This is a genomic window from Herbaspirillum sp. FG34, from assembly GCF_057809315.1.
In genome coordinates this window covers 17,689-38,375 of sequence record NZ_JBMDJS010000022.1, presented here as the reverse complement: position 1 = coordinate 38,375, position 20,687 = coordinate 17,689, and the positions used below count along the sequence as shown (strand labels likewise).

Annotated in this window: 15 protein-coding genes; 3 read left to right on the top strand and 12 right to left on the bottom strand. The window is 58.0% G+C overall.

Annotated features, from left to right (window positions below):
- Positions 1-91: 91 nt before the first annotated feature.
- From ACODSZ_RS20885 to ACODSZ_RS20850, 8 genes are all read right to left on the bottom strand, one after another.
- Positions 92-529 (bottom strand): MarR family winged helix-turn-helix transcriptional regulator, encoded by a 438-nt coding sequence (locus ACODSZ_RS20885; RefSeq protein ID WP_488928467.1) that lies wholly within the window; start codon positions 527-529, stop codon positions 92-94.
- A gap of 252 nt (positions 530-781) precedes the next feature.
- Positions 782-1,870, bottom strand: a complete 1,089-nt coding sequence (locus tag ACODSZ_RS20880; RefSeq protein WP_488928466.1) for an HNH endonuclease — start codon at positions 1,868-1,870, stop codon at positions 782-784.
- Positions 1,870-3,651: a restriction system-associated AAA family ATPase gene (locus ACODSZ_RS20875; RefSeq protein ID WP_488928465.1), complete on the bottom strand. Its 1,782-nt coding sequence runs from the start codon at positions 3,649-3,651 to the stop codon at positions 1,870-1,872. The genes ACODSZ_RS20880 and ACODSZ_RS20875 overlap by 1 nt, the downstream gene beginning before the upstream one ends.
- On the bottom strand, positions 3,648-5,249 hold the full coding sequence (locus ACODSZ_RS20870) for a restriction endonuclease subunit S (protein ID WP_488928464.1): 1,602 nt from the start codon (positions 5,247-5,249) through the stop codon (positions 3,648-3,650). Before ACODSZ_RS20870 ends, ACODSZ_RS20875 begins: the two co-directional genes overlap by 4 nt.
- Positions 5,246-6,952, bottom strand: a complete 1,707-nt coding sequence (locus tag ACODSZ_RS20865; RefSeq protein ID WP_488928463.1) for a type I restriction-modification system subunit M — start codon at positions 6,950-6,952, stop codon at positions 5,246-5,248. The genes ACODSZ_RS20870 and ACODSZ_RS20865 overlap by 4 nt, the downstream gene beginning before the upstream one ends.
- A gap of 15 nt (positions 6,953-6,967) precedes the next feature.
- Positions 6,968-9,766, bottom strand: a complete 2,799-nt coding sequence (locus ACODSZ_RS20860; protein WP_488928462.1) for a type I restriction endonuclease subunit R — start codon at positions 9,764-9,766, stop codon at positions 6,968-6,970.
- A gap of 65 nt (positions 9,767-9,831) precedes the next feature.
- Entirely contained in the window at positions 9,832-10,878 is a 1,047-nt protein-coding gene (locus tag ACODSZ_RS20855) for a Fic family protein (protein WP_488928461.1), read from the bottom strand.
- A 177-nt stretch (positions 10,879-11,055) separates the two neighbouring features.
- A complete protein-coding gene (locus tag ACODSZ_RS20850; RefSeq protein ID WP_488928460.1) occupies positions 11,056-11,790 on the bottom strand; it encodes a DUF2076 domain-containing protein in 735 nt (244 codons plus the stop codon).
- A gap of 514 nt (positions 11,791-12,304) precedes the next feature.
- Here ACODSZ_RS20850 and ACODSZ_RS20845 point away from each other — a divergent pair.
- Entirely contained in the window at positions 12,305-14,581 is a 2,277-nt protein-coding gene (locus tag ACODSZ_RS20845; RefSeq protein ID WP_488928459.1) for an NADP-dependent malic enzyme, read from the top strand.
- A gap of 96 nt (positions 14,582-14,677) precedes the next feature.
- Here ACODSZ_RS20845 and ACODSZ_RS20840 read toward each other — a convergent pair whose 3' ends face one another.
- On the bottom strand, positions 14,678-15,385 hold the full coding sequence (locus ACODSZ_RS20840; RefSeq protein WP_008326349.1) for a GntR family transcriptional regulator: 708 nt from the start codon (positions 15,383-15,385) through the stop codon (positions 14,678-14,680).
- Between the two features lie 211 nt (positions 15,386-15,596).
- Between ACODSZ_RS20840 and ACODSZ_RS20835 the strand changes: the two genes are divergently transcribed.
- Positions 15,597-16,916, top strand: a complete 1,320-nt coding sequence (locus ACODSZ_RS20835; protein WP_299531789.1) for an MFS transporter — start codon at positions 15,597-15,599, stop codon at positions 16,914-16,916.
- Positions 16,917-16,960: 44 nt separating this feature from the next.
- Positions 16,961-18,235 (top strand): glucarate dehydratase family protein, encoded by a 1,275-nt coding sequence (locus ACODSZ_RS20830; RefSeq protein ID WP_175344655.1) that lies wholly within the window; start codon positions 16,961-16,963, stop codon positions 18,233-18,235.
- Positions 18,236-18,309: 74 nt separating this feature from the next.
- On the opposite strand, the gene ACODSZ_RS20825 is transcribed toward ACODSZ_RS20830, so the two are convergent.
- Genes ACODSZ_RS20825 through ACODSZ_RS20815 form a run of 3 tightly spaced genes read right to left on the bottom strand, consistent with a single transcriptional unit; the run spans position 18,310 to position 20,683 of the window.
- Positions 18,310-19,011: an ABC transporter ATP-binding protein gene (locus ACODSZ_RS20825; RefSeq protein WP_008326344.1), complete on the bottom strand. Its 702-nt coding sequence runs from the start codon at positions 19,009-19,011 to the stop codon at positions 18,310-18,312.
- Entirely contained in the window at positions 19,012-19,716 is a 705-nt protein-coding gene (locus ACODSZ_RS20820; protein WP_008326342.1) for an ABC transporter ATP-binding protein, read from the bottom strand.
- Positions 19,703-20,683 (bottom strand): branched-chain amino acid ABC transporter permease, encoded by a 981-nt coding sequence (locus ACODSZ_RS20815; protein ID WP_488928458.1) that lies wholly within the window; start codon positions 20,681-20,683, stop codon positions 19,703-19,705. The genes ACODSZ_RS20820 and ACODSZ_RS20815 overlap by 14 nt, the downstream gene beginning before the upstream one ends.
- Positions 20,684-20,687: the final 4 nt, after the last annotated feature.

Genomic DNA, 20,687 nt, shown 5'->3' with positions numbered 1-20,687 from the left:
GGGAGGGCGGTGCGAGCTTGTGGGATGGGAGTGAGGAAATCGTTGGCTGAAGCAATCTTCATAGGGTGCTCAAACCGGGCAAGCGGCCGCGTCAGGCGTCCTGCAGGCGGGTGTAGGCATCCTCGATGAGGTCATTGAATTCACGCGCAAGCTGGGGGCCGAGGCGGCGATCGATCTCGTCCTGGGCGCGGCGCCAGCGCGGGCGGGCCTCTTCCAGCTTGGCGCGACCCGGGCGCGAGAGCTGCAGCGCGAAGGAGCGCTTGTCCAGCAGTTCGTCCTCGGGCAGGTCCACGGTCTCGACCCAGCCGGCGGCCATCAGGGGCTTGAGTGCACGGCTCAGAGTGCTGCGATCCATGCCCATGTCCTGCGCCAGCACGATGTTGGCGATCGGGCCCTTGCGGCCGATGCGGCTCAACAACGAATACTGGGTGATGCTCAGTTCGCTGTCGTGCAGATGATGGTCGTAGATCACGGTGATCCGGCGCGTGAGACGGCGCAGGGGGGCGCAGGTGCAAATGTCCTTGCTCATGGAATGTCCGGTGAAGGCTGACCTGCAGAGCAGGTGATGCGTTAAGTATGTATATACATCGATGTATGCGCATGATATGAAGGGTGTCGTGGGAAGTCAAGCAACATCAACGCTATTAAGGGCCGAATGCAGAATTGCACATGCAAATGCAAAGGTAAGGAAAAATTATCTTTAAGCAATTTCTGACGAAAAGTCAGCGTGCTCCATTTTCCACGGGAGTTTGCCAGCCAATCAAAAACAAAGCGATGCTACTCAAATCGGTCGTTCTCCGTCGAATACCCCTCTTCTTTGGCAAGCTTGGAGAAAAGGTTCTTTAAGAAAATTGCAATCGGTGAATGGCCTATTTCGGTTATTGATTGCCACCGCTTGCAGAAATTCTCGCGGGTCTCTACCCAATTCCTTCCATTCATCCAAGACTTGCGCCAGCCATGCTTTGCCATCGCTTTCCGTACAAAGCTTAGACTTATAGCGCTCCTCGATACGGTACACATCCTTCCAGGTGTCAATCTCCGCTTCAATGGCAGCGGGGCCAAATTGCAAGGTGATATCTGCCGGGGTTAGCTTGGCAATGTCGGAATGCCGCAAGTCAATTTGCAGATCAATGGAATGGGCTGCCGTTTTGTAAGGGTAGAAGACGGCACGACGGCTGACAGCCTTGGCCGGATCTTTCGGTGTATAGGCGGGATCTTTGCTGGTTTTGTAACTGCTGTTGCAGTGATGACAGGCCGGGACAAGATTGCGAAAGTTGATCGAATTGAACGGATACAGCGCCTTCGGCAAGTAATGGTCATAGGCCTCGCGCTTGCTGTGGTATTCGCCCAGCAAATCGTTGATACCGCAGAACGGACACTTTCCCGTCTTATTGGTCTGCACAAACGTCTGGTAGTGATCGTCTATGTCACCGATCCACTTTCTTAGAGCCGCTGCGCCAACATGCGAATACAGACCTTTGAAGAACGACGCTAGCTGATCACGCACATCGTTAAGCTCCACGGGGAAGTCATCGTATCGCTTCAACGATATTGTGCAGTCATTGACGCACACGCTTTCCACATCATTGTTCGCCCTATACCAGAGACGAAGCTGCTCAACCTGACAAGAACTCAACGGTGCGAAAAGTGCATAGATACGCTGTACGTGGCCTGCAAAAAACTCAGCTCCTTTACTGTCGTCGTAGTAAAACGCGGTCATCACTTCAAGCAGTTCATGATTGGAGGCGAATAGTTCTAGACGGTACGGGCCTTTAGAAGGTGCCTGGCACCATACCGCATAGAAAATGAAGTCGATGAATCCCTGCATCTTCTCCATCTTGTGCGGCACATAGGTGTATGGAAACAGCATCAGCCCTGTCCCTCCCCCATGCCACGCTGATCATCTTCCAGGATGGCCTTGATCAGGAGCACTTTTTCTACCGAGTCACCAAGCTGTTGGTGAATTTCCGTGATCAGTGCTTCCTTGTCTTCGCCACCTTGTTCAAACCTGAGACGTAAGGCGTCCAGCAGGGACTGCGCATGGCCACCGATGGTCTCGCGTTTGCCAAAGGTATTCATGGTGATTTTATTGATTGAGGCGCCGAGGGTGTTGTAGTTCGGGTGGCTGATACTGACCGCTCCGGTGGTTTTATCCTTGGCAAACACCAGCACCTTATCCGGCTTGCTGTCGGAAATCAGGAAGGGCGTATGCGTGGTGATCAGCATTTCCTGCGCGAACTCTCCATCACCCGGCAGACACTGGCGCAGACGACTGATGAAGTTGGCGCGCCAATCTGGATTGAAGTGCGTCTCTGGCTCATCAAGCAGGAACAGGCTGTTAGTCCCCCGAAACAGCAGGCAAAGCCCGATGCTATGCAATAACTGATGCTCGCCGTCCGACAATTCCTTAAGCATCATCGGCTGTGTCACGCCCTGCTTGGAGAAACGCACAAACTTGAAACGCATGATGCGCTGGTCGGATGCCAGCGTCGGCACTGTCTCGCTGACGTAGTGGCTGGTCGAGGCATATAAATCCGTCTTGAGCGTATCGCTGACCGAATAGAGATTCAGCGTCAACAGTACTTGCAATGCCTGGAACAGAGATAACGCGGAACCATCGAAATTATCTCGAAAGGCATCCTTCGTTCGTTGATTTATCCAATAGTCAAGGATCAACGTATCAGCGGCCTCATCATGGAAATACAGGGTTGCACAACGTTTGAGTTTTTCTATGATGGACGTGCGTTCATCGCCTTCCAACCCATACAGCAAATTGAGACGATAGTCGCCCGTTTCCGGATCAAGGTCTATGGCTACATTGTCCGCAAAGTAGCCGTCCTGCGTATAACCGGGCAGAACATAATCGCCAGACGTAAAGGCCGTCGCCTGTTGAAGTGTCAGTGGGATACTACGCCGGATTAGGATGCGAAATTCCTTGAGGTCCTCAATGCCGACGTCTTCCCGAAAGGGTTGAAGTGTCGCTTCATCCTGAAACAGCAAATTGCAAAGTAAGATAGCTTGGCTAAATCCACCATCCAGATATGCCAGTCGAGCATCCGGGCTGCCGGGATAAGGCAACTGTTTGGCCAACGCCGTCCAATATTCATCGAACTGCACGAAACGCATCTTGAAGAACGGCAAGCTGAGGATTTCATTCTCGCCAGACGAATAGCCCAGCACATATTTGGGTAGCAGGATATCAGCGTGTCCACCATCGAACACCTCATACGAATTGGTACTAAATTCGCCCTGATTTTCCCACTGAAAGCGCACCGATTCACCGACCTCCTTCCACACGCACACTCGCGCCCACTCCGGGCTGTCTGGACTACGATATTGAGCGGGCGCGCGGATCAGGTAATCCAATTCAAAAGCTAGCGGTGAGAAATCTTGATTCGTGTTCTGTAAAGTCTCGGGCAGAAAACTGCGGCGTACACGCAGGACTTCCAGTTGAAAAAAGATCGCCGCGAGTGCTTCGAGCAAGTTGGACTTACCACTGCCATTAGGTCCAGCGCAGACGAAGGGAGCGAAACCATCGCGCTGGGAAAGCTCATCCTGCAGGCCCCATTCGGTACGAAAGTAATGTTCAAAACCGCAGGGCAGACTGCGAAAGCCAGCGGGGTCGGTGATCTTGAGGCGCAGCAGTTTCATGCCTGCACTACCTTGAGATCGATGCGGTTGCCCGCATCGTCAAAGACCTGCGCAAGGCGGCCAGTGGGCAGCGCGTCGAACACCCATGCTTTGATACGTTCATAGTCGTCTGTACCCAGTTCGAAATCGTTGTCCGGGTACAGTTCGGATAGCCTGGCTTGCGCCGCGGCCATGAAGTGCTGAACAGAAAACGGCATGTTGCCCAATTGGCCGCGATAGGTCTCCAGCCATTCCCCGATCAAACGATCACGCGCTTCAGCGTTATTCAGTGCATCAGGCAAATTATCAGAGTCGGGCAAATGGATTGCCACGTTTTGTTCGATGGGTGCGAGCATAGGTTCTGATCCCACAGTTTTCTCTTCCTCTGGTTCGATATTTCGTATGGGAACGCGCGACAGGTCCAGTTCGCCTTTGAAGGCTTGCTGGCTCAGTTTGCCGTAAAGGGCTTCGAGATCGGCGAGACTTCGCTGGTAGTAAATCTTGAGGCTTTCAACTTTTTCGACAATGTTCGCAAAATGATTTTGCAAAGGTAATGGTGGAATAGGTAAGCGCACTGCCTTTAGGTTTGCCTTTGAGATGTTAGGCATTGAGCCTGCAGCTCCGCCCGCTAACGATTGGATCTCTTTGCGCTGCGAATCGGAAATCAGAAGTTTCCAGAGAAAAATCGGATTTACCTTGGCCTCCTGCTTGAAAACGAACCGAAAAATTAGGTCGGGCATCAGAAGTTTTCCCCGAGTTTGAAATACATACGCACAAGCAGCTACTAATTCGTAAGTATTCTTTCTGCTAAACAACAAATCACCGGCTTTGACTTCATGGCGCGCGGACGGCGAAGTGTCTTTGGGTAACGCTTTACTTTCGGTCTCATCAAATTTGCAGCGAGTTACTGCGCCAAGCTTGAGCACTCCCCACTCATCAGGCTGGGCTTGCCGGGATTCGCACTTAGGGCTTTTTCCACTTTCGATATCGACGAGTAGCTCTGAAAACTGGGGTTTATCCCAGCCTCTCTCATTCCGCACAGGGTCGCCAAACATCTCAAGAAACACACTCTTGAGCAGGTCATCGAGCTGTTGTAGATGTTGTTTGCGCTGTGCGATCAGCCCTTCCACTTTGCGGAGTAGACGGGCTACGCGAATTTGGTCGTCAAATTCTTTGGGCACTGGAATTTTGAAGCCCTCAATCTCGCCGAGGCCGATGGCTGGATATGCCAAATCTCGAATCAGTGACGACGGTGGGTAACGCTTCAAAGCCATTCTTAGGTAATCCACATTAACTCCAACTTTGGGAATCAACGTCGCCAAATGGCTAACAACGTGCGCTGGATTCTGAAGAACGTAAACACGATCTTTGGTAGCAGACATACCACTTTTAGCAAACAGAACAGTGCCCTTAGGATAGATTTTCAGTTTTCGCTGCTTTGCGATTTCCGCACTGACAAGTTCGAGCTCAGATTCATCTTTTCCTGAAAGCAGCATTTCCAAGCTGCCCGCGCGAACAAAGGGGACACCGCTCTTCGAAAACTCATTATCCTTTGGTGCGCTCTGACCTGCTGATACCGAGGCAAGTTCAGATAGCGGTGTTAGTATCATCGATATCATCCGACCATCCCCTTCAGTTCCAGCAACTCACGTACGATGCCGCTTTTCACCTTGACGAGATCGGCTTCATCCACATCGCCAACTTCGGCTTGGATCAGACGATCCAAAATCAATCCCGGCGCGTCGTAGCGCACTTCTTCGAACACATCGGTCTTATAGCGTGATAGCGAAAGATCAAAGTTATTTTTCTCGTCTACAATCTCAGCGCGAGGCACCATGAAGCATTTAGCCGTTCGGTCGATGTCAGACGCAGGATCACGGGCGTGGTATCTGGCGACAATATCTTGCAGGTCACCGTTACCATCCAGCTTGCTACGCTTATCGTCCAACGAATAGCCATCGGTCTCCATCTCGTAAAACCAAACATGTTCGGTGGCAGGCTGGGTGACTTTGTCTTTCGCCCCCCAGACTTTAGTGAACAGTAAGATGGCAGTACTGACCCCGGCATAAGGTTTGAATACGCCGCTGGGCATCGTGATCACAGCCTTTAGATCACAACGCTCCACCATCAACTGGCGCAAATTTTTGAACGCACTGCCAGAACTGAACAACACACCCTGCGGCACAATGACGCAAGCGGTACCGCCCTTCTTGAGCAGGCGATAGATGTTTTCGACAAACAGCAGCTCGGACTTGGTAGTGGCCAACTGCAGGTTTTCGTTGATATCGCCCTTATCGATACTGCCGGTAAAGGGTGGATTAGCCATCACGATGTCGTATTCTGCTTCCTCGTTGTAGCTCTTGCTGAGCGTGTCCTTGTAATCGATATGCGGCTCGTCGATACCGTGCATCATCAGGTTCATCAGCCCCAGTCGCACCATGGTCTGATCGATGTCGTACCCCCAGAGCGAGCTGGCCAGAATAGCCTGCGCCTTTTCGGTGAGTGCCGCGGCAACCGAGGTGCGCACGAAGCCGTCTTCATCGGGTGTGAGGTCTTTACTACCTCCCTTGATAGCCAGTTGCGTGACGATGTACTGATAGGCGCCGAGTAAAAAGCCGCCGGAACCACAGGCTGGGTCGGCAATCTTGTGGCCCAGTTGCGGCTGTACCAGATCGGCCATCAGTTTGATGATGTGGCGCGGGGTTCGGAACTGGCCGTTTTTTCCAGCGGTGGCAATCTCGGACAACAGCATTTCATAGACATCACCCTGGATGTCTTGAAACGCCTGCCCGTTCTCGCGCGAGTCACGTTCCATGACCACAAATATTTCGTCGATGGTCTTCACGGCTTCCACCAGCAAGGCAGGTTTTGGAATGATGAAAACGGCATTCTTCATGTGGTGCGTAAAATTGGAATCAGCACCGTTGAGGTCTTTGAGAAATGGGAATACCTTGCTCTGCACGATCTGCAGCATTTCTTCGGCTTGCTTATGTTTAAAGCTGCTCCAGCGAAGTTCGCTCTTGTCGATTTCGTAGCGCTTTTCTTCTTCGAGCTTTCTCTTCCGCTCTTCTTCGGAATCTTCCTCCCGTATCTTCGCGCGGTACTCTGGTGGAATCCACTTTCCAGAGAACTTCGAGACGTATTTCTCGCCGATGAACTCCGCGTCCGATTGGCGCTTTAAGTCAAGTTCATCAAGCCGCTTCATGAACAGCAGATAAGTGATCTGCTCGATGGCGGTAAGCGGATTGCTGATACCACCACTCCAGAATTTGTTCCATAGCTGTTCAATCTTGCTTCTGAGTTCGCGGTTGTTCTGTAACATGGGAGACCTTGATTATTAAGCGGCCAACCGTTCGGTCAGCTGCAGGATTTCGTTGATTTCAAGTGGGCTGAACACACCACGGATGCCTTGTGGATGGATCACCGTGAAGGGGGCGTTGATCAGATCCTTTCTTTCCACTTTTTCGCGCTCAATGATGAAACCCTTCAACAGATTGAGGAATTCCATCTGCCGGATGCTGAGTGTGGTATGGGCGCGGATGAACTGGTCGAACGCGGCACTCACCTCATCAGGAAAACTCTTGAGCACTTCAATACCCAAGATGTGGCGGATGAACTGGATAAAGCGTGCCTTGCGGTTTTTGTAAACCTGACGCAGCAGATCTTCGGTGATGTGCGGGTGCTCTTCGTGCAGCAGCGCGGCCAATTCATTGGCCTCTTCGCTGCTTACCACCTGCCCGTTCTTGATCTTCTGCAGCACCGGATTGTACTCGGTGAGTTCGGCGATCAGACTTTCTACCATCTCGCGGTAGCGAGTAATACTGACTGCCTCGTGTTGTGGCCCGAATTCCACCCATTCCTTCTTGTGCAGTTCATCGGCCAGATCAAGGTGAATTTGCCCCTGTCCGGTGGATTGCTCGCGGAATTTCATCAGTTGGCCAAGTTTGGCCACCAGTTCATCGAAGGCATCTTCGTCCGCCTTGGACCAATAGTGGCTGGTTTGTGCGGCGCGAATCAGAGCTTCTTCCTGCTTTACGAAGCTGACCGAAAGCGGCAACTCGCTGATCTGTTCGACGATGCCTTCCTTGATCGTTTCAGCTTGGCCTTTGTCTTCGTTCAACAAGGCCAGCGAATACTCCAGCAGGTCTCGCTCGAAGCGCATAGCCTTGAAGTCAGCCTCTGATACAGTGCGGAAGAGCGGCTTGATTTCCATACGCAGAAACTCCAACCGTTCGTGGCTGAGGTTGAGCCAGAAATTGTCATCTTCCAACCTCGCAATCACGGCGGCGGCTTCCTTGATCACCACTGACGCTTTGGGCAATGCTGCAATCTGTTGACGGAGCTTGGCGATTTCACGCAGCGCAATGTCTGCATGACCGCTATCAATGGCCTTTTCGATCTTGTCGAGGCGCAGCGCCACCAGCCGCACCGGTAGCGGCAACTGTGGATTGAGTTCCTTACCCTTCGGGTTGAGCTTGAAGTATTCGAAGTTGTCCCAGCAATCAAGAATCAGGAAAACATCCTTTTCCGGGCACCATGGCTTGGGCTTGCTGGTTTCCAGCAGGCGGGTGCCGCGCCCGACCATCTGCCAGAACTTGGTGTACGAATAGACAGGCTTCGCAAAGACGAGGTTGACGATTTCACGCACGTCAATGCCGGTATCAAGCATATCTACGCTGATGGCGATACGTGGCATATCGTTGTTGGTGAACTGATCGAGCAAGCCACCTTTGCCGTAGACGCGCGGATCGTCCGATACCAGCACCTTGGCCAGTTCACCGCGATGCTGTGGGTAGAGCTTGTCGAAGATCTCTTCCATACGGCGAGCATGTGCCTTGGTGGCACAAAAGAAGATGGTCTTGCCCGGCAGCACACCGTTGGGATCCTTGATCGCCTCTTCCATGAACTCGCGGACGATCAAGGTGTTGGTGCCCTTGTTGATCACCTGCTTTTCAAGCTGTGAGCCTTCGAAGTTGATGTCTTCCACTTCCTTGCCCTGCAAAATCAGCTTTTTCTGGTCTTCCAGCGAAATGGTGCGCTTGCTGATGCCGTCCATCTGGAACTTGGTCTGGATCTTCATGACCTGGAAGTTGCAGAGATAAGGTGGCACGTTGTTAACGGCTTCTTCATAGGTATAGGCAAACGTAGGAATGCCGTCTTCACAGTGGAAAAGCTGGAAGGTGTTGTGATCGATGATGTCAGTTGGCGTAGCCGTCAAGCCCAGCGTGATGGCCTTGAAGTAGTCGAGCACATCTCCGAAGGTGTTGTAGATAGAGCGATGACTCTCATCAACGACGATGAAGTCGAAAAAGTGCGGCGACAGGTACTGCACCTCGTCCCGAATAATGTTCAGCATCGTGGGATAGGTGGCGACGTACACTCGGCGGTCCGTTGCAATCAGCTTTTCGCCTACATTGGGCCAACGCGGCTCATTAGGCATGTGTTCCTTGAAGGCGGCCAATGCTTGCTCGCGCAATGCAATCCGGTCAACAAGAAACAGCACTCTTTCTGCGTGGCCTGCGCGCATGAGCGCATCCACCATGGCGATGCAGGTGCGCGTCTTGCCGGTACCGGTTGCCATCACGAGCAGGAAATCACGCTTTTTCTGCTCTATGCCTTCGAGTACTGAGCGAATCGCGCGGATCTGGTAGTCACGTCCGGCAATCGACGTGTTGATGAATTCTTGCGTCAACGGCTTGCGAGTGCGGCGGATGTAGGCAAAGCGCTGCAGATCGTCGCGCGTGGGAAAGCCGACAACCTTACGCGGTGCCGCGTTTTCCAGATCCCAGAAATAGAGCTCGTAGCCGTTGGTGTAGAAGCAGAACGGCAGTTCGCAACCCAGTTGCTTCTGGATGTTGTAGCAATACTGCTTTGCTTGCTCGCGGCCTATGGCAGCATCGCGGCTGGTCTTTTTGGCTTCGATCACTGCCAAGGGTCTGCGATCTTTGCCAAGTAGAACGTAGTCACTGAACTGGTGCCCGTCATAGGGGGTACGTGGCTCCGCCACACCATCAGGCAGTGCAGTAAGGATATCGAATTCCTCAACAACCTGGGTCGGATCTTTAACGTCCCAGCCCGCAAATGCGAGTTGCTGGTCAATCAGCTCCGATCTGGTTTGGGCCTCAGTTCTAGTCATTTTTGCTCCCTCTTGCCGCTTGTTTTTCTCAGCTATTGCTTGTTCTGACCGAGGCCGTGAGGGCCTTAGTCGAGCTTGATCCATTTGGCAGCACGTCCCTTGCCATTCGGCACAATCAGTCCCTCGGCTTTCATCACACGCAGAACCACACGCACCATGTCGCGACTGACGCCAGGGCAGGCCTCCTCAATCTCCGAGATGGAAAATGGTAACTGGCGCTTCAGGATTTCCGAGCGAACACGGTCTCCCTTGGCACCGCGCCCGCGCTCAATGGTCCCCACACGCTCTTCGAATTCCTTGTATGCGCGCAGCAGGGCTCCCCAGAAGTAATCAAGCCAGGGAGCGATATTATGATCCGCTTCGTGCCAGCCCTGCGAGCTGGATTCCAGAGTTTCGTAATAGCTTTCCTTCGATTCTTCGAAGATACGCTCCAGGCTGATGAAACGGCCCACCGCATAGTCGAAGTGATATAGCAACTGCAGGGTCAAAAGTCGCGCCATGCGGCCGTTCCCGTCTGGGAATGGGTGAATGCACAGGAAGTCGAGGACGACAAGAGGCACCAACACCAAGGGGTCAGCCAAGTGCCGATCCAACGCCAAGCGGTATCGCTCGATCAGATCCGCCATCGCAATAGAGGTCAGATGCGCGGCGACTGGTCGAAAACGGACCCGCGAGCTGCCATCGGGGTGGTGCTCCACAATGTCGTTGTTCGTGGCTTTCCAGTGCCCGCCTGGTTGCGGCATATAGCGGTACAACATGCCGTGGAGCTGTAGAACCGTGCTCTCTGAAAACGGCATTTGCTCGCCGCTTTCGTGGATCAGGCTCAAGGTATCGCGGTAGCCGGCCACTTCCTGCTCGGAACGGCTTTGCGGTGTGGCATTCTTTAGAACCAGTGACTTGAGCCGGTGCGCAGCCACGACCACGCCCTCCAGTCGGTTTGATGACTCGGTGGACTCGACGACTGCAACCTGCCGGAGGTCACTCAATACTTCGGGGGACTGCGCTACGAAAAGCTGCTGTTTCCCCCTGTACTCCCCCAAGGCACGCAGTGTTGCCAGCTGTCGCGCGTCGAAGCGCAGCTTGGCAAGGTAGTCAGGCGAGAGTGAGTGCATGCGGCAGCATCCGGAGAAAAAATCGGCTAATACTACCGCAAATGAGGGTATATGCGACCTCCATTACCCCAATAAATCAACAATTACCCCATTCCACCCTACAAAAAGTCTCCAACAAGAAGGAGTGACCTCAAAAAAGGCCCACTCACGCAGGCCCTCCAGGAGCTGACTCGAGGTTCACACCATCGAATCGTCATACCCCCCACTATCATCCAGATCAACATTGCCCAGATCAGCCAGATCGCTACTGCTGCCGGCATCATTGCCGTAATCATTGCTGGCCACATCCGACTGACGGTCGCCGTCACTGCCGTAGTAGTTGTTGACGGTCGTGTTCTCGATATTCTCCACCGGCGCGCTCAAGCCGTTCTGGTGGGCGAAGCCGGAGCCGCTGTTGCCATTGAACAAGTGTTCGATCCCCTGATACAGGAACGCGCCACCGGCCACACCCGCCGCTGTGGCCGCCACGGTGCCGAGCATGCTGCCCATGCCACCGCCGAAGAAACCGGAGGGCTGCGCTGGCGCTGCCTGGTAAGCCGGCGCGGCAGGCGCAGGTGCCGCGTAAGCCGGTGCAGCCGCAGGTACATAAGCGGGCGCAGCCGCTTGCGCACGCGCCGCAGCAGGCGCATGCCCCCAGGCGTTGCCATCCAGAAAGCCCGGCTCGCGCCCACCGCCCGCCACACCGGCCTGCAAGGACTGCACCTGGCTTTGCAGCGCAGCCACTTGCGCCTTGGTGGCGTTGAGGGCCTGCTCCATCAGCAAGGCCCGTTGCACGAGCAGGTAAGCCGCATCCGGCTGGCGCGCCACCGCCGCCTGGATCATGGCGTCGGCCTGGGCATCCTTGCTGATGCCCTGCACCTGCGTCAATTGCTGGAGAAAATCCTGGAGTGCTTGTGTTTCTTGCGGACTCATGATGCCTGGCTCCCAACGAAAAATGAAAAATCCAAGAAAAACGCGTGCATCGCGTTTGAAACGAAGACTGTAGACACAACGATGGAAACAGCTGACGTGGATGACCTGAAGCGCCCTCATCTTCGCGGTATGAATGATTATGCGCGCGCGGAAGCCGAAGATTTGTGTCAACAATCGTCAACTTGGAAACAGCTTGTAACAGCCGCACGCGGCCCCTGATATCAAACGGCATGCCCGCAAAAAACCCGAAGTGTGAATTTTTAGGTAATATCCCCCTCCCCGCACCCGTTCCAGCGGCCACAAGCCCGGAGCGGGCGGAGGCAGGCGCGGACCACCGGCAGGCAGAACTGGCCAGCGGTTCCCGCACCCCACTCCGGACCGACGAGAATCCACCATCCTTCCCGATCGGCCCGCCGCATTCAAGACCAGGAAACAAGAACAGCGCAAGCTGGCCGCCGACGCCCGTCGTTGCACAGACCGCTTGTCCAGGACCGTTTAACCCCTCAAGAAGACCATGACCCAACAAATTTCCGCCGCCGAGCAACTCCTGCGTGACGCCGCCCGCGAATACCACCGTACCCCGACCCGCGGCAAGATCGAAGTGCGCGCCACCAAGCCCCTGTCGAACCAGCGCGACCTGTCGCTGGCCTATTCGCCGGGCGTGGCCTATCCCTGCCTGGACATCGAAGCCGATCCGCTGAAGGCCTTCGACTACACCTCGCGCGGCAACCTGGTGGCCGTCATCAGCAACGGCACCGCCGTGCTGGGCCTGGGCAACATCGGTCCGCTGGCCTCCAAGCCCGTGATGGAAGGCAAGGGCTGCCTGTTCAAGAAGTTCGCCGGCGTGGACGTGTTCGACATCGAACTGGCCGAGAACGACCCCGACAAGCTGGTCGAGATCATCGCCGCGCTGGAACCGACCCTGGGCGGCATCAACCTGGAAGACATCAAGGCCCCGGAATGCTTCTACATCGAGCAGAAACTCTCGGCCCGCATGAACATCCCGGTCTTCCACGATGACCAGCACGGCACCGCCATCATCTCTTCGGCGGCACTGCTCAACGGCCTGGAACTGGTCGGCAAGGACATCGGCGCAGTCAAGATCGCCGTCTCCGGTGCGGGCGCGGCCGCCATCGCTTGCGTGGAAGTCATGATCGGCCTGGGTGTGAAGCGCGAGAACGTCTACATGGTCGACAGCAAGGGCGTCATCTATGAAGGTCGCCCCGGTGGCCTGGACGCCTCCAAGCAGCGTTACGCCATCAAGACCGAAGCACGCACCCTGGCCGATGTGGTCAATGGTGCCGACGTCTTCCTGGGCTGCTCCGCCCCGGGCGTGCTGACTGCCGAGATGGTCAAGACCATGGCCGACAAGCCCATCATCCTGGCGCTGGCCAATCCGGAACCGGAAATCCGTCCCGAACTGGCCAAGTCGGTCCGTCCCGACTGCATCATCGCCACCGGCCGTTCGGACTATCCAAACCAGGTCAACAACGTGCTGTGCTTCCCCTACATCTTCCGTGGTGCGCTGGACTGCGGCGCCACCAAGATCACCGAAGCCATGAAGCTGGCCTGCGTGCGCCAGATCGCCGACCTGGCCAAGGCCGAGACCAGCGCCGAAGTCAGCGCCGCCTATCCGGGCAAGGAACTGGTGTTCGGCCCTGACTACCTGATCCCGACCCCGTTCGATTCGCGCCTGATCCTCAAGATCGCCCCCGCCGTGGCCAAGGCCGCCGCCGAGTCGGGTGTGGCCACCCGCCCCATCCAGGACTACGACGCCTACCGTGCAGAACTGACCCGCTTCATCTACCAGACCGGCATGTTCATGCAGCCTGTCTTCAATACCGCCAAGGTCGCGCCGCAACGCGTGGTCTACGCCGAAGGCCAGGATGAGCGCGTACTGCGCGCCGTGCAGTTCGTGGCCGACGAAGGCCTGGCCGCACCGATCCTGGTGGGCCAGCCCGCCGCCATCGAAGCCGGCATCAAGAAGGCCGGCCTGCGCATCAAGATCGGCCAGAACGTGCAAGTGATCGACCCGGCCAGCGATGCCCGCGTGGCACAGTACGCCGCCCAATACAAGGATGGCAGCGAAGCCGACGTGCGCGCCAGCGCCAGCCTGCTGGCGGCCTTGATGGTCAAGGCCGGTGATGCCGACGCCATGCTGTGCGGCCTCGATGGCAACTACGATGGCCATCTGGCCCATGTGGAAAAGGTGATTGGCCTGAAGGACGGCGCGCAGGAGTTCGCTGCCCTCAACGCCGTGCTGCTGCCGGAACAGACGCTCTTCATCACCGACACCTACGTCAATGACACCCCGGACGCCGAGCAGTTGGCCCGCATCACCAAGGCCGCTGCCGAAGAGGTCGCGCGCTTTGGTGTGCCGCCGAAGGTGGCCTTCCTGTCGCACTCCAACGGGGGCAGCTCCTCGCGCCCCTCGGCCCGCAAGATGGCCGCCGCGCATGACGCCTTCAAGAAGCTGGCACCGGGGGTCGAGTCCGCCGGCGAACTGCATGGCGACGCCGCCCTGTCGGAGAAGATCCGCCACAATGCGGGCCTGACCGACAGCGCTCTGACCGGTGCGGCCAACGTGCTGGTCTGCCCCAACCTGGATGCGGCCAACATCCTCTTCAACGTCTTGAAGACCAGCAGCGGTCAGGGCACCACCATCGGCCCCATCCTGCTGGGCGCCGCCGCCCCGGTGCACGTGCTGACCCCGTCGAGCACCGTGCGCCGCGTCATCAACATGACCGCACTGGCTGCGGCCAAGGCGCAGGACGGCAAATCCAAGGCATGATCTGGTAACGCCGTTTCAGCGGCATCATGAACAACGCCCCGCCATCGTGAGATGGCGGGGCGTTGTTCATGGGCGTCAGGCTGCTGGCCGTGCCGTTCAATCCTTGAGGTAGTGAGGGAAACGCTCGCGGATCTCTTCCAGATGCGTGAGGGTGCCCGACAGGTGCTCGCGCAGCGCCGCCTGTGCCGTCGGCGCATCGCCCGCCGCGAGGGCATCGACCAACGCGGCGTGATCGCGCAGCACGCGTTTGGCCTTGCCGGGAATGGGTACATGCAGATTGCGCAGGCGGTCCAGGTTGCCGCTCTGCCGCCGCACCATCACCCATAGCTCCGGCACTTGCGCGGCCTCGTACATCTGGCGATGGAAGGCCTGATCGGCCAGCACGAACTCGCTGTAGTTCTCGCGCCCGGCCAATACGCGTTGCACCTCGATGCTGTCGCGCAATCGCTTCACCAGCGCGCCATCAATGCGCCGCGCCAGCGTATGGACAATCTCCAGCTCGATGGAGCGCCGCAGGAAATGCGCCTGCCGCGCCTGCGTCACATTGATCGCGCTGACCACCGTCGCATGCTGGGGGAAGATGTCCACCAGCCCCTCCTCGCCCAATTTGATGAGTGCATCGCGGATCGGCGTCTGGCTCAATCCGTATTGCGTGGCCAGTTCCGCACGCTGCAGCACGGTGCCCGGTACCAGGCGCATGCCGATGATGAGTTCGCGCAGATGCTCGAAGACCTGCGGCGCAGCGTGCCGTGAACGGTCCAGCGGCGGAATCGTAATGGTGATCGGTTCGGTGGCAGTGCTCATGCAGACAATCCTCAGCTCAAAACTGGCAGGCTTCATATAAACGACCAGCCCGCGCTCCTGCCCGGCATGATACCCGTCCTCGCCTCATTGACGCACTAATATATTAGTGTTTTAATGCACCACATCGCGCTACGCATGACGACCGTCGAGTCTGGACGGCACGGCCCGGGAGAGGCCCGGCGGCAGCGCCCTTCCCATTCAGGAGACATGCGTGGAAACCATCAAGCCATCGGCCAGCGCCTTCGCAGCGGCCGAACCTTCGCTGCTGTTGCAGGCGGTCAGAAAGATCAAGCATCGGGTGTTGCCACTATTCGTGGTGATGTTCATCGTCAACTACATTGACCGCGTCAACATCGGCTTCGTACGCAGCCATCTGGCCACCGATGTGGGCATCGGCACCGCCGCCTTCGGCCTGGGCGCCGGCCTGTTCTTCGTCGGCTATGCCATCTTCGAGGTCCCCTCGAACCTGCTGCTGCAACGCTTCGGCGCCAAGGCCTGGCTCACCCGCATCATGGCGACCTGGGGCCTGGCGGCCACCGCAATGGCATTCGTCAACAGCGAAACCACCTTCTACGTGCTGCGCTTCCTGCTGGGCGCAGCCGAGGCCGGCTTCTTCCCCGGCGTGATCTACTACTTCACGCAATGGCTGCCGGCCAGCGAGCGCGGGCGCGCCATGGCCATCTTCCTGTCCGGCTCGGCACTGGCGTCCATTCTCTCCGGCCCGATCTCGGGCGGGCTGCTGCAACTCGGTGGCGGCGGCCTGCATGGCTGGCAATGGATGTTCATCATCGAGGGCATGGCCTCGGTGGTGCTGTGCGGCTTCGTCTGGTTCTGGCTGGATTCGATGCCCGGCGACGCCAAATGGCTCACCGAACAGGAACGCACTGCCATCACCCGCGCCATCGTGGCAGAACAGGCCGAGCGCCTGAAGCACAAACCCGAACATGTGTCATCGTTGCGCCTGCTGCGCGATCCGCAGATCCTGATCTTCTGCTTCATCTACTTCTCGATCTCGCTCACCATCTATGGCGCCACCTTCTGGCTGCCCAGCATCATCCGCAAGATGGGCAGCTTCAGCGATTTCCAGGTCGGTTTGTTCAATTCCATTCCGTGGCTGATTTCGATTCTCGCCATGTACCTCTTTGCCGCCCTGGCGGCCCGCTACAAGCACCAGCAGGCCTGGGCCGCAACGGCGCTGGTGATTGCGGCCATTGGCATGTTCGCCTCCACCTTTGGCGACTCGGTCTACGCCTTCGTCTCGATCTGCTTTGCGGCAGTCGGTTTCAAGGCGGCTTCTTCCCTGTTCTGGCCACTGCCGCAGGGGTATCTGGATGCGCGCATCGCCGCCGGCGTCATCGCGCTGATCAATTCCATCGGCAACCTGGGCGGCTTCGTTGCACCGACCGCCTTCGGCTTTCTGGAGCAGCGCACCGGCTCCATCCAGGGCGGCCTGATGGGCCTGGCGATCACCTCGCTGGTGGCTGCCGGCGTGGTGTTTCTGGCCCGCTCGGGGCCGGGCGCCTCGCGCTGAACAACAGAGCAAATCCGTTTCCCGCACATCACAGGAAGTCCAACATGAAAATCACCCGCGTCACCGTCACGCCCATCGCCTTCAAGGATGGCCCGCTCTTGAATGCCAGCGGCATCCATGAACCCTATGCGCTGCGCTCCATCATCGAGATCGAAACGGACAACGGCCACATCGGCCTGGGCGAAAGCTATGGAGACGCACCGGCGCTGAAGATCCTCGATCTGGTCAAGGACCGGTTGATCGGTCTGGACCCGTTCAACCTCAACGGTCTGCGCGCCATCGTGCGCGGCGTGGTCGCCAGGACGGCCCCGGCCAGCAATGCGGGCGCCGAACTGGCACCGGGTTCGCATGCCGGCAAGGCCGTCTCGAACGCTTATTCGGCCTTCGAAGTGGCGTGCCTGGATGCGCAGGCACGCTATCTGAAGGTACCGCTGGTGGATTTGCTGGGCGGCGCGGTGCGCAAGGAAATCCCGTTCAGCGCCTATCTGTTCTTCAAGTACGCCCGGCACATCGACAGCCCCTATGCACCGGACGTCTGGGGCGAGGCGCTGAGCGAAGAACAGATCGTCGCGCAGGCGCGCAGGATGATCGAGGAAAACGGCTTCAAGAGCATCAAGCTCAAGGCCGGCGCGCTGGACCCCGAGCATGAGGTAGCCTGCATCAAGGCGCTCAAGAAAGCCTTCCCCGACGCCCCGCTGCGCATCGACCCCAACGGCAACTGGTCGCTGGAGACGGCCATCCGCATGGCCGAACTGCTGGGCGACGATCTGCAATACTACGAAGACCCGACCCCCGGCCTGGAAGGCATGGCCGAACTGCACCGCCGCACCGGTTTGCCGCTGGCCACCAACATGGTGGTGACCGACTTCGATGAACTGCGCCGCAGCGTGGCCTTGAACAGCGTCCAGATCGTCCTGGCCGATCACCACTACTGGGGTGGCCTGCGCGATACCCAGCAACTGGCCAAGATGTGCGATGTGTTCGGCCTGGGCGTGTCGATGCACTCCAACTCGCACCTGGGCATCAGCCTGATGGCGATGTCGCATGTGGCGGCAGCGGTGGAGAATCTCTCCTATGCCTGCGATACCCACTATCCCTGGCAGGAGCCGGACGAGGAAGTCATCCGGGGCGGCAAGCTGCCCATTCGCAACGGCTGCGTACAGATCACTGACGCACCGGGCCTGGGCGTGGAGGTGGACCCGGAACAGTTGCGCAAGCTGCACCAGCTCTACCTGGAATGCGGCATCCGCCAGCGCGACGACGTGGGGCAGATGCGCAAGTACAAACCCGAGTGGAAGACCGTCAAGCCGCGCTTCTGAGGGCCGCTCTCAGTTTTTGACAGAAAGCTTCACCCTGCCGCGCAGGGGCAAGCAGGAACATCGCGGCCCCCGCCTCATCGTGCGAAGTAAAGATCATGCAGGTGGTCCAGCGCCACCTGATCGGCCTGCTGCGACAGGATCACCTTGCCACCCTGCATCAGATAGACATGATCGGCCACGCCCACGGCGCGCTCGGTGTTCTGTTCCACCAGGATGATGGTGCGCCCCTCTTCTTTCAGGCGTGCAAGGATCTCGAAGAGTTCGTTGACCACCACCGGTGCCAGTCCCAGCGAGGGTTCATCGATGATGAGCAGCTTGGGCTCCGACATCAGCCCGCGCGCCATGGCCAGCATCTGCGCCTCGCCACCCGAGAGCGATCCGGCCAGCTGGCGGCGCCGCTCGCGCAGGCGCGGGAACATGGTGTAGGCGCGCTCCAGGTTGTCCTTCACGCGGGCGCGATGCTGCGGGGCGAAGGCGCCGACGATGAGGTTTTCCTCGATGCTCATGGCACGGAAAATCATGCGCCCTTCCGGGATCATCGCCATCGAGACCTTGGACATCTCCCAGGTCGGCGTGCCATTGAGCACGCGCCCCTCCAGCGCGACCTGCCCCTGCCCGATCGGGATCAGGCCCATGATCGCGCGCAGCAGCGTGGTCTTGCCGGCCCCATTGGGGCCGATGATGGTGGTCAGCTGTCCCCGCCCCACCGTCAGCGAGACATCCCACAGCACGTTGATGGCGCCATAGCCGGCGCGCAGCTTGGTGACTTCAAGCATTCAGGCTCCCGTGTAGCTCTTGATGACGGCCGGATCATTGAACACCTGCGCCGGTGTACCCTCGGCGATGAGCTGCCCGAAGTTGAGCACGGCCACGCGCGCGCACAGGTTGCTGATGGTCTCGATGTCGTGTTCGATGATGACGATGCCCACCGCGAAGGCTTCGTGCAAACCCTTGAGCATCTGCATGAAACGCCGCTTGCCATTGGTCTCCAGACCGGCCAGCACTTCATCGAGCAAGAGCAGCTTGGGCTGCGTGGCCAGGGCCTTGGCCACTTCGAGCGCCTTCAGTTCGGTCAGCGCCAGGCCAGTGGCGGCATCGCGATCGGCCTTCTCGGCCAGGCCGGTAAAGGCCAGCACCTCGGCAATCCTGCCCGCATCCACCTTGCCGGTGGCAAAGCGCTGCGCCACGATGAGGTTCTGCCGTACCGTCAGTTCGTGCATGGGCTGCGGAATCTGGAAGGTGCGTCCGATGCCCAGCCGTGCACGGCGATGCAGCGGTGCCTTGAGGATATCGGTGCCGTCGAAGCGGATGCTCCCACCCGTGGGCCGCACCAATCCGGAAATGGCGTTGAAGAGCGTGGTCTTGCCCGCGCCATTGGCGCCGACCAGTCCGACCACGTCGCCGGTGCCGACCTGCAGCGAGACTTCATCGACGGCGGTGAGACCACCGAAACGCACCGACACTTTTTCAAGTTGCAGCATGCTGACCTCCTGCACCGTTGTCCTTGCCCCGTCCCAGCTTGCGCAGCAGCGGCAGCAGGCCATCGGGACTGAAGACGATCATCGCCACCAGCAAGGCGCCCAGCACCAGTTGATGGCCGGAGGGGATGATGTTCTTGAATACCAGTTGATCCAGCAGGTAGACCACCACCGCACCGACCACCGGTCCGGTGATGCTGCGATAACCACCGAAGATGGCCGCCACGATGGGGATGGTGACCCACAGGCCACTGAAGGCGTAGTCCGGTTCCAGGAAGCTGATGTAGTGTGCATTGAAGGCGCCCACCACCCCGCACATGAAGGCCGACAGCAGCAGCATCATGCCCTTGAGCACGGTGCTGTTGACGCCGACCACGCGGGTCGCATCCTCACTCTCGTGCATGGCACGCAGCGCCAGCCCATGGTGGCTCTCGCGCACGGCGGCATAGATGGCGGCGAAGAGGGCCACGATCACCAGGATCACGAAATACGCACCGATCTTGCTGGACAAGTCCACCCCCATCACCGTGGGCAGGCGCGCGATGCTGGAGAGCCCGCCGGAGCCGCCCGTCATGGAGGTCCACTCTGTGGCCAGAATGCGGAAAATATGCGCATACGCCAGAATGGCCAGCGCGAAATACGGTCCGCGCAGGCGCAGCACCGGCAACATCGCCAGCGCCGCCACCAGCGCACCGACGCCGCCCAGCAGCAGTGCGATCAGTACGGGTACGCCGAATTTCATGCTCAATACCGCCGAGGTATAAGCCCCGACCCCGAAGAAGGCAGAATGGCCGAAGCTGATCATGCCGCCCAGATTGCCCAGCAGTGCCCATGACAACGCGATGCCGCCGATCACCATGGCGGCCACCATGAGGCTCATCACGTAGTGATCCTGCGCCAGCAGCAAGGGGGCAGCGACCAGCAACAGCGGCAGCACCAGAGCGGAAAGCTTGTTCTTGTTCATCGTCATGGTC

What these genes read in the sequence shown, in the direction of transcription:
- ACODSZ_RS20825 (WP_008326344.1), bottom strand. Translation starts at nt 19,011, where the DNA reads ATGCTTGAAGTCACCAAGCTGCGCGCCGGCTATGGCGCCATCAACGTG.
- ACODSZ_RS20860 (WP_488928462.1), bottom strand. Translation starts at nt 9,766, where the DNA reads ATGACTAGAACTGAGGCCCAAACCAGATCGGAGCTGATTGACCAGCAA.
- ACODSZ_RS20855 (WP_488928461.1), bottom strand. Translation starts at nt 10,878, where the DNA reads ATGCACTCACTCTCGCCTGACTACCTTGCCAAGCTGCGCTTCGACGCG.
- ACODSZ_RS20840 (WP_008326349.1), bottom strand. Translation starts at nt 15,385, where the DNA reads ATGAGCACTGCCACCGAACCGATCACCATTACGATTCCGCCGCTGGAC.
- ACODSZ_RS20850 (WP_488928460.1), bottom strand. Translation starts at nt 11,790, where the DNA reads ATGAGTCCGCAAGAAACACAAGCACTCCAGGATTTTCTCCAGCAATTG.
- ACODSZ_RS20820 (WP_008326342.1), bottom strand. Translation starts at nt 19,716, where the DNA reads ATGCTGCAACTTGAAAAAGTGTCGGTGCGTTTCGGTGGTCTCACCGCC.
- ACODSZ_RS20830 (WP_175344655.1), top strand. Translation starts at nt 16,961, where the DNA reads ATGAAAATCACCCGCGTCACCGTCACGCCCATCGCCTTCAAGGATGGC.
- ACODSZ_RS20885 (WP_488928467.1), bottom strand. Translation starts at nt 529, where the DNA reads ATGAGCAAGGACATTTGCACCTGCGCCCCCCTGCGCCGTCTCACGCGC.
- ACODSZ_RS20815 (WP_488928458.1), bottom strand. Translation starts at nt 20,683, where the DNA reads ATGACGATGAACAAGAACAAGCTTTCCGCTCTGGTGCTGCCGCTGTTG.
- ACODSZ_RS20870 (WP_488928464.1), bottom strand. Translation starts at nt 5,249, where the DNA reads ATGATATCGATGATACTAACACCGCTATCTGAACTTGCCTCGGTATCA.
- ACODSZ_RS20880 (WP_488928466.1), bottom strand. Translation starts at nt 1,870, where the DNA reads ATGCTGTTTCCATACACCTATGTGCCGCACAAGATGGAGAAGATGCAG.
- ACODSZ_RS20875 (WP_488928465.1), bottom strand. Translation starts at nt 3,651, where the DNA reads ATGAAACTGCTGCGCCTCAAGATCACCGACCCCGCTGGCTTTCGCAGT.
- ACODSZ_RS20865 (WP_488928463.1), bottom strand. Translation starts at nt 6,952, where the DNA reads ATGTTACAGAACAACCGCGAACTCAGAAGCAAGATTGAACAGCTATGG.
- ACODSZ_RS20845 (WP_488928459.1), top strand. Translation starts at nt 12,305, where the DNA reads ATGACCCAACAAATTTCCGCCGCCGAGCAACTCCTGCGTGACGCCGCC.